Annotated in this window: 4 protein-coding genes, 1 rRNA gene and 1 pseudogene; 3 read left to right on the forward strand and 3 right to left on the reverse strand. The window is 72.3% G+C overall.

What is annotated here, in order from left to right; all coding sequences use genetic code 11:
• Window positions 1-74: ribosomal RNA gene (gene rrf / locus ABTY15_RS39965) — 5S ribosomal RNA — on the forward strand; the annotation flags it as partial.
• A 63-nt stretch (window positions 75-137) separates the two neighbouring features.
• Here the strand turns inward: rrf and ABTY15_RS39415 are convergent.
• The 3 genes from ABTY15_RS39415 to ABTY15_RS39425 form a co-directional block, all read right to left on the reverse strand.
• Entirely contained in the window at window positions 138-1,496 is a 1,359-nt protein-coding gene (locus ABTY15_RS39415) for a TolB family protein (RefSeq protein WP_350607498.1), read from the reverse strand.
• Between the two features lie 163 nt (window positions 1,497-1,659).
• Window positions 1,660-2,430 carry a lysophospholipid acyltransferase family protein gene (locus ABTY15_RS39420; RefSeq protein ID WP_350607501.1) on the reverse strand — a complete coding sequence of 257 codons (771 nt, stop codon included), beginning with the start codon at window positions 2,428-2,430 and terminating at the stop codon, window positions 1,660-1,662.
• Between the two features lie 207 nt (window positions 2,431-2,637).
• A complete protein-coding gene (locus ABTY15_RS39425; protein ID WP_350607504.1) occupies window positions 2,638-3,063 on the reverse strand; it encodes a DUF4395 domain-containing protein in 426 nt (141 codons plus the stop codon).
• Between the two features lie 206 nt (window positions 3,064-3,269).
• On the opposite strand from ABTY15_RS39425, the gene ABTY15_RS39430 reads away from it, so the two are divergent.
• Both ABTY15_RS39430 and ABTY15_RS39435 read left to right on the forward strand, forming a co-directional pair.
• A complete protein-coding gene (locus ABTY15_RS39430) occupies window positions 3,270-3,683 on the forward strand; it encodes a thioredoxin family protein (protein WP_350607506.1) in 414 nt (137 codons plus the stop codon).
• Between the two features lie 266 nt (window positions 3,684-3,949).
• Window positions 3,950-4,080, forward strand: a pseudogene (locus ABTY15_RS39435) (electron transfer flavoprotein subunit beta); the annotation flags it as partial.

Below are 4,080 nucleotides of genomic sequence, written 5' to 3' on the forward strand. Positions count from 1 at the left end.
ACCCGGAAGCTAAGCCTCACAGCGCCGATGGTACTGCAGGGGGGACCCTGTGGGAGAGTAGGACGCCGCCGAACAATCATTCACAAAGAACCCCCATCCGGAATCCGGATGGGGGTTCTTTGCATTTCACCTGCATTTCACCCGCTCTGGATCTGCGTTTCCTCATCTTCCTGAGGGATTGCCGACGGCTGATCCGACGGCTGGGGCGACGGCTGAGCCGAGGGCTGGCCCTGAGCCTGGGCCGCGGCCTGTGCCTCGTCGGGCTGGGCTTGTGGTTGGGACTGGACGGGAGCTGCCGCCGCCGTGCCCCACTTCGGCCGGCTCAGCCAGGTGCCCGCGCTGTTGGTCAGCCGCGTGACGCCCGTACCGTCGGCCCGCATGCTGAACAGGTCGGCGCTGCCGCCCGCCGGCGCCTGGGCGAAGACGATGGACTTGCCGTCCGGCGCGTAGGAGGCGGCACCGTAGAAGACGTCCGAGGGAGCGGGGGTGAGGGCGCCGATGGCGCTGCCGTCGGGGTGGACGGTGTAGATGCCGCCGCCGGGGGCGTTCTCGGGGCCGGCCGGGTAGGTGGTGAACAGGATCTGGGTGCCGTCGGGGGACCAGCTCGCACGGTCGCCGGCGCGCAGCTCCCAGGGGGTGAGCTGGCGCAGGCCGGTGCCGTCGGCGCTGACGACGTAGAGGGCCCGGCTGTTGGCGGGCTGGCCGGTGGCGCTGGTGCGGTACTCGAAGGTGAGCTGTCTGCCGTCCGGGGACCAGCTGGGGTTGCCGACCTCGCCGGAGTACGGCTTGTCGTTGGTGAGGAAGGTGAGCCGCTGGACGTCGGTGCCGTCGGGGCTCATCAGGTAGAGGTCCGAGTACTGGATCTGCTTGTTGTGGGCCTGGTCGAGCGCGCCCCAGGAGCGGCTGAAGGCGAGTTGTCTGCCGTTGGGGGAGTATGCGGGGGCGCGTTCGTCCTCGTTGGTGCAGTCGGCGCCGCCGGTTTCGCAGAGCTGGCCGATCTGGTGGGCGCTGTCGCCGCTGGCCGAGACGGTCCAGAGGTGGGCGGCGCCGCTCTGCGGGTCGGTGCGGTCGAAGGCGATCGTGCTGCCGTCGGGGGACCAGTCGGGTCGGTCGTCGCGGGCGCCGTCGGGGGGCAGGGTGACCTGGCGTCGGCCGGTGCCGTCGGCCGCGAGGGTGACGATGGCGGTGGCGCGGGTGGCGTCGACGTAGGCGCGGCCCACGATCAGGCCGTTCTGCGCGGTGACGGCGGGTGCTCCGACGGCGGCGCCGACGACGCCGGGGCTTGCGGTGGGCGTCGGCTCGGGGGTGGCGGTCGGGGTGTCCGGCCGGATCTCGGACAGCGGGATCTCACCGGGTTCGGCCCCGCAGCCGGTGAGCAGGGTGCCCAGGAGCAGAAGGCCCGCACCTGCGCTGGCGCGGGTGCGGGCCTTGGTGGTGCCGGGTGGCCGCGGTGTGGCGGCCGTCCTGGGGGTCTGCCTCGTGGTCTGCCTCGTCATCTCCGTCTGCGACCTTTCCGACCTCTCCGACGTTCGCTCCGTCTCCGATTCAGGACGAAGGCCCCCGAAAGGGGCTGTCACTGTGTCAGACGGACGGCGTCGGTGGCCGGGCGACACGCGACGTATCGCATTCACTCGGTCACACGGAGTAGACGCGGGTGGGTCAGCTCCGGGCGGCGCGGCGTTCGGCCTTGGCGAGGGCCTCGGCCTCGTCCTCGGCCTCGGCGACCTCCAGAGTGGGCGCGGTGCCGCCGAGCTGGGCGGGCAGCCACCAGGTGTCGTCCGGGCCGGAGGGCTTGCCGGGGTACTCGCGCTGGGCCTGGTCGAGCATCTCGGCCATGGCGGCGCGCAGTCGTCGGGTGACCATGACGGGCTTGTCGTTCGGGCCGAGGTGGATCGGCTCGCCGATCATGATGGTGACCGGGACGTGCCGCTTGGTCAGGGTCTTCGGCCGGCCCTTGGTCCACAGCTGCTGGGTGCCCCAGAGGACGACGGGCAGCAGCGGGGCGCCGGAGTCGGCGGCCATCCGGGCGGCGCCGGTCTTGAACTTCTTCAGCATGAAGGAGCGGCTGATGGTCGCCTCGGGGAACACCCCGACGACCTCGCCGGCCTTGAGGGCGCGCACGGCGGCCTCGTACGCGGGCTGTCCGTCGGTGCGGTCGACCGGGATGTGCTTCATGCCGCGCATCAGCGGGCCGGAGATCCGGTGCTTGAAGACCTCGTCCTTGGCCATGAAGCGGGTCTTGCGCTTCCCGCCGCGGTAGGCGCCGAGGCCGGCGAACAGGAAGTCCAGGTAGCTGATGTGGTTGCTGACCAGGACCGCTCCGCCCTCGGCGGGGATGTGCTCGGCACCCACGATCCGGATCCGCACGTCGAGTGCGCGGAAGGCGGTGAGTGCGGCGCGGATCACCGGCGGGTACACGAACTCTGCCACGGTCAGTCCTGACTTCCACGGGCCGGGGGCCCGGTACGGCGGTACCCGCGCCGTTGCGCGGGGGCCGACCGGAGCACGGCACGCCGCGGCGGTCACGGGTGATACACGAGAGATGATCCCCCGAACGAGTGCCTGCTGTCACCTGAGCCGTGCGGTCAACCGGATTTTCGCGGTGTGATCTCCGTGATGAGTCCGGCGGGGAACTTTTCAGGCGCCGGCGCCGAGCCGGCCCTGGGCGCGCCGCACGAGCGGGTAGATCTCGCAGCCGAGGCAGTAGCCGAACGCGGCGCTGAGGAAGGCGGCGGCCAGGGCGAAGGCGGTGGCCGCCAGGCCGAGCCAGATGACCCCGGTGAGGTATCCGAGGGTGCCGACGGCGGCGAAGACCAGGCCGACGCCCTGGGCGAAGCGCGGCGGCCGCTCGTCCTCGGTCTCGGTCGGCGGCGACAGCCGGGGGCGGACGAAGGTCCGGTAGAGCCAGCCGTAGGGGGAGCGGCAGAGGCCGCCGGCGGCGCCCCACGCGAAGACGAGGGCCTGGGCGGCGAGCAGCGCGCCACTGCCGGTGATCAGCGCGGCGGCGAGCACCACGGAGGTGAGCAGGGCGGAGAAGCGGGGACCGCGGGGGTCGATCTGCACGAGGACTCCGGGAGGGTCGCGACGGGCGGCGGCTGGGCTCGTCAGCGACAGCGGGAGGTGGTGGCCGGGACCGGGTCGACGACGCGGCGGGAGATCGGCAACGGCGGGGCGAGGCGGTCGGAGTCCACGCGCCGATCGTACGCGGGCCCGGCCCGGGCGGTCGACCTGCGTTCCGGGGCCGTGCGGCGACGGCGCAGACTGGGGGGATGACCGGATGGGTGGTGTGCGTTGTCGTGCTGGCGGCGGCGGCCTCGTTCGGGCTGCTGCGGGGACGACGTGACGGAAGGCTGAGGGTGCGCACCAAGGACGGGTCGGTACGGCTGTCGGGGGCGGAGCTGGGCGGGGAGCTCGGTGAGCGGGCCACATTGGTGCAGTTCTCGACGGCGTTCTGCCAGCCGTGCCGGGCCACCCGCCGGGTGCTCGCCGAGGTGGCCGGCATGGTCGACGGGGTGGCGCACATCGAGGTGGACGCCGAGGCGGAGCTGGAGCTGGTCCGCCGGCTGGCGGTCCTGCGGACGCCGACCGTCCTGGTGCTGGACGCGGGCGGCCGGGTGGTGCGGCGGGCCGCCGGGCTGCCGCGCAAGGCGGACGTGATCGCGGCGCTCGGCGAGGCGGTGTGAAGGCGAGGGTGGCGAATCCGGTCGCGGAAGTGCCGCCCCGTCGGGTGGTGTCGGGGTCGGCCTGGGGCAGGATGGGCGCAGGCGGCAAGTGCAGTCGCCCGGCGTAAGCTACTGGCCAGTAGTGACCACTGAGCTACTGGCGAGTATGCTGCCAGGAAGTTCCGGACCGGCACGGGAAACACCGCTGCCCGGAGCGGGTGCCTTCCGTGTTCGCGCCCGCTTGCACAGCCGCAGCCGCCGGACGAGACCAGTACAGGAGACAGGCCGTGAGCTTGAGGATCGTTGTCTGTGTGAAGCACGTGCCGGACGCGACGGGTGACCGTCGTTTCGCGGACGACCACACCACCGACCGGGAGGGCGTGGACGGCCTTCTGTCGGAGCTGGACGAGTACGGCGT

Origin of the sequence: Kitasatospora sp. NPDC097643, assembly GCF_040302625.1 — a bacterium.
Taxonomy (GTDB): Bacteria; Actinomycetota; Actinomycetes; order Streptomycetales; family Streptomycetaceae; genus Kitasatospora.